Below are 4,434 nucleotides of genomic sequence, written 5' to 3'. Positions count from 1 at the left end.
AGCGCGTCGCCCTGCCGCGCATTGAGGGCCAGGGCCCGCTGCGCCGCCGCCAGCACGGCCGCCGACGGCGGGCTGGCGTGCACGCGCGTCTGGCTGTGCGCCATGAAGCGCCGCAGCAAGCCGCCGCTGCCCGCCAGTACGGCCAGCGGCACGCCGAAGCCCTTGGCCAGCGAGGCGCCGATGATCAGCGCCTCGCCATGCAAGCCGTGCTGGCGCGCCGAGCCGCCCCCCTGCGCCCCCGCTACGCCCAGCACTTGCGTGTCGTCGAGCAGCACATAGCCGCCGCCCTGCTGCGCGATGGCCGCATAGGCGGCCAGCGGCGGCGCGCCGTCGCAGCCGGGCACATAGCCATCGGCCAGGATCAGCGGACGCCGCCCCGTCCTGTCCTTCCAGGCCGCCGCCAGCCGCCGCAGCTGGGCCACCTCGCCAGATGGAAACACTTGCAGCGGCAAGCCCAGGGCCTGCGCCCGCTCGGCGCCCCAGCGCGCGATGGCGTAGCTGGCGCCGTCGACGAGGATCACCAGCCGCTCGCCAGCGAGCATGCCGAACAGGTCCCAGAACAGGTGCAAGGTCGACGGCAGCAGGCAGGCCGCCTCGCAACCTTGCAATGCGGCAAGTTGCGCCGCCAGCGCCGGCGCGCCGGGCGGCTCGCGCAGCGCGGCCGGCTTGCCCAGGCTCAAGCTGTGCCACGGCGGCAGAAGAAACGCCGGATGCCGCATGCCCAGGTAAAGGGCACTGGTAAAGTCGAGCATGCACGCGCCCCGCCCCCGTCCTAGACGCTGCGCAGCTGCTGGCTCAGCCGTTGGCGCAGCAGCACCGACGGCATGGTCGCTTCCACCACCGGGTCACTGCTGTCGACGGACAAGTCGACACCCGTGGCGGCACGGTAGCCATGGATGTAGCCCTGCACTTGCGGACGCCAGAAGCGTGCCCAGTTGAAGGCCTGGGTCGGCTCGTAGATATCGCTCCAGTTGCCGTAGCGCACGGAAAGCAGCAATTGCTCGCCGAAGATGGCCAGGTTGCGGAAGTGCATCACGCTCGTGTCCGTCCAGCCCTGCAGTTTCTTCATGGCATCAACGCGGTCCATCCACGGCTCCGGATACGCCACCATCACGCGCGTGGGCAAAAATTCGCGGAACTCGGGCCGCGCCAGCATCCATTGCTGCATCAGCATCTCGATGCGCGCCGTCGACGGCAAATCGCCGAACTGGTTGTGCGCGCCCTGCGACAGGATCAGGTGGATCTCTTTCAATGCATTCAGCACAGGGAAGGCATCCGCCTTGACCGTGGTGTCGTCGTCCTGCTTATAGAACGAGGTAAGCAGGCGCAGCAGGTGATGAAAGGCTTCCAGGAACTTCGAGCGGCTGTCGGCCGGCCGGAAATGCTGGACCGCCTTGCCGTCGAGCCGCACGCCGTAATGGTGGTCGTACTCGTAATTGCGACGCACCACGGTGAGCCGGTGCTGTTCATCTTGCGTATAGCCCCACAGCAAGTTATTCAGGGGGCGCAGCATGTCGATTTCCGTGTTCGACAGGGGATCGAGGCCGCCGCCGGGCGCGCGCAGGTTCTGGAAGCGCTGCGTGATGGCGTTCATGGTCTGCACCAGCATGCCCTCTTCGTGCCAGTACGACCAGATCAATTCCAGCAGGCAAGGATTGGCCAGCTTTTCCTGGATGATGCCAAAGCACAGGTCCACTTCGCCTTCCTGGCCCCGTGGGATGCTGATGGGAATGTCGGGCAGCTTGCGGCGGATCACGGCCAGGTAGGGCAAGGTCTGGAAGCCGTCGATGTTTTCCAGGTAATCGTTGCGCAGCACGGTTTCCAGGTCGCGCCCCTGCGGTATGTCACGCCGGTCCAGGTAGGCATTGTCCTCGGCCGGATTGAAGGCCAGCGGCTGGTTCAGCACGCCGCAATTGACCATCACGAACGCTTCCGTCGCCACCTTCAGCACGCGGTAGGAATCGGCGTCCGAGAACGGCAGCGCGCGGCGCTGCTTGAGCTGCTGGAACATGTCGGCCTTTTTCACGAAGCGTTCCTGCTCGAAGCCGCGCACATTGGCCAGGTCGCTGCAAAACAGGCTGTCCATGAAATGCAGGTAATTCGTAAACGACATCGCTTCAGTGCTGTTGCGTATCAGGGTCCACAGCGGCAAGTCCTCGGTCGGCTCCGTTTCCGTGCGCGTCAGCGACACGCCCACGTTGCCCGAGATCGGCTGCGGCTGGCGCTCTTCCGTCTCGTACTCGGCGTCCACGGCCAGCATGGCGTTCGGACTGAGGCCTTCCGGCACGGGCATGGCGCTGCGCAGTTCCGGCCGCTGCGACAGCATCATCTGCGCCGCGAAACGGTGCATGCCGGCACGCCGCACGGGCGTGGAAAACGCGTTCACCGCACCGCGCATGGGCACCCAGGGCGCGGCGGCCAGCACCTGCACCTGGTCGCGCCCATCCGCGCTTTGATCGCCGTCAAACGAGACGGTAGCGATGGCGCGGTCGCCGACCCTGCCGAACTGACAGTCGCTGGGGTGGCAATCGGCCGTTTCAAACGCCAGTTCCACCTGCGGGTTGAGCTGGGGCTTGAAGCACAGCACGGCGCTGCAGCCGGCCTGCACCGTCACGCACTGGGGCGCGGTGACGGGGAAATTGCCATACACCCCCACGTAGCTGCCCGTCGCCAGGTCGGCAAACACGGTGCAGCCACGCCCGTCCGTCCAGCGCACGCCCACCAGCATGGCCGGATCGGCTATCCACGTGGCGGGATTGAAATTATGGCAATCCGCATCAAGCCCCCGGTACAGGCTGATGGCGGCATTGACGACCATGGTCCCGCTATCGTGCTCGTGGACGGTGACGGCGATGCTGCCGCCGTGTTGTTTCGGACCCGCCTGGCCCGCCCCCCTGCTTTTGCTGCTCATCTTGCTGCTCATGTCATTCTCCTCAATGGATAATCAAACGGGATGCCAGGGGCGGCAGCGGCCTGCCGGGCTGGCGGCCATGCCGCACGACATCGGCGCACAGCTCGGACGTGTCCAGGGTGCTGCGCAAGGCCCAGTGGGTCAGCAAGCGCCCCAGCAGCTCGCTTTCATCTTCCGGGCTCAAGGTGCCGCTGGCGCGCGCCTGGCCCAGCACGGCAAACACCAGGGTGGGCGTGGCCTGGTACATCTGCCCCGGCGCCAGGTTCCAGTTGCGGAACAGCCTAGCCAGCATGGCCGGCTGGCGCGCCTGCACGGCCATGGCTTCTGCCAGCGAGCCGCCGCGCAAGGCGGGCGGCCGGTGCTGCACCAGCAAGCCGACCAGGGCCGCCATGCTGGCCTGCAGCTGCTCCAGCAGCCGCTGCCGGGCTGGCGGCAGGCCCGTCAGCGGGTAATACGACAGCCACAGCTGCTCCAGCCGGCTCCATTGCGGATGCGGATACAAGGCCCGCCCCATGGCGCAGCTCAGGCGCACCCGCAGCCAGGGCACCGGGTGGGGATCGTCGATATTGAGACGGAAGACAAACACGCGCGGCAGGCTGACCACGCCGATCAGGCCCAGGGTGGCGGCCACGCCGACCCGCGCCAGCGACCAGAAATCGGCCACGATCTCGGAAATCCACCGCTCCCACAGCTGCCACACATGTACGCGACCGCTGCCGCCGTGCTGCATGGCTTGCAGCACGGGCCGCAAGGAGGCCACCAGGTCCAGCAGCGCCGCGCCCTGGTGCCCCACCTCGTGCACCAGCGACGAGGCGATGCTGCTGCCGATCATGCGTTCGCGCGGCAGGCGGATGATGGCGACGGGATTGTCGCCGCCGCCCGGCAGGCGCGTGCGCGCGCGGCGGATGGCGGCGCCCGGACCCCGGTCCAGGTAGCAGATCACGGGCGGCGCCTGGTAGACGTCGCCGGGCAGCGCCAGCGCGTCGGCGGCAACGATGTCGAGGCCGGCCAGCCATACGCCCGTCTTGTGCTCGCTGCGCTGCGTGATGACTTCGTTGAACAGGTCGAACTGGGTCAAGGCGGCGTTGAACTTCAGGCGCAGGAAGGTGAAGCGGCGCTGCGCCTCGGCGGCGGTGGCCATGCTGGCGCCACCGGCCGCTTCGCGCCGCAGCCAGTGCTGGAACTGGGCCACCATGCGCCGCAATTCGCGCCGGCCCTGCACCAGCTGGCTCTCGATGGCCGACTGGGCGCTGGGCATCAGGGCGGCCGCCAGCACCGTCGGCTCGATCAGTGCGAACGGCTCCAGCCGCGCCAGCCGCGTCAGCAGCGAGCGCGCCTCCTGCGCCAGCATCCAGGCAGCATAAGCGCCGATGGCCATGATGTCAGACGCCGTACAGGACGATCTTGTGGCCCTGGCGCGCCCAGCGTCCGCTGGACGGGCGCATGCCGGAGGCCGGGCGCGCGCCGGCCGGCGCCATGCTGCCCGCGCCGCCGCCATTCTGCGTGGCCACCTGGCCGCCCGG

The 4,434-nt window shown here is 68.2% G+C and carries 2 protein-coding genes and 1 pseudogene; all 3 read right to left on the bottom strand.

The window, feature by feature from the left end; translation table 11 throughout:
* A pseudogene (locus CBW50_RS28010) lies at positions 1-752 on the bottom strand (8-amino-7-oxononanoate synthase); the annotation flags it as partial.
* 20 nt (positions 753-772) lie between these two features.
* On the bottom strand, positions 773-2,923 hold the full coding sequence (locus CBW50_RS28005) for a hypothetical protein (RefSeq protein ID WP_086148520.1): 2,151 nt from the start codon (positions 2,921-2,923) through the stop codon (positions 773-775).
* A 10-nt stretch (positions 2,924-2,933) separates the two neighbouring features.
* Positions 2,934-4,235: a hypothetical protein gene (locus CBW50_RS28000; protein ID WP_367301839.1), complete on the bottom strand. Its 1,302-nt coding sequence runs from the start codon at positions 4,233-4,235 to the stop codon at positions 2,934-2,936.
* Positions 4,236-4,434 lie beyond the last annotated feature (199 nt).

The sequence above is a fragment of the Janthinobacterium sp. GW458P genome (genome assembly GCF_002127585.1).
Lineage (GTDB): Bacteria > Pseudomonadota > Gammaproteobacteria > Burkholderiales > Burkholderiaceae_D > Janthinobacterium.
This window is presented reverse-complemented; position numbering and strand designations above follow the sequence as displayed.

Bases quoted from the DNA above. Each gene is read 5' to 3' on its own strand.
- CBW50_RS28005 (WP_086148520.1), bottom strand. From the start codon at position 2,923: ATGAGCAGCAAGATGAGCAGCAAAAGCAGGGGGGCGGGCCAGGCGGGT.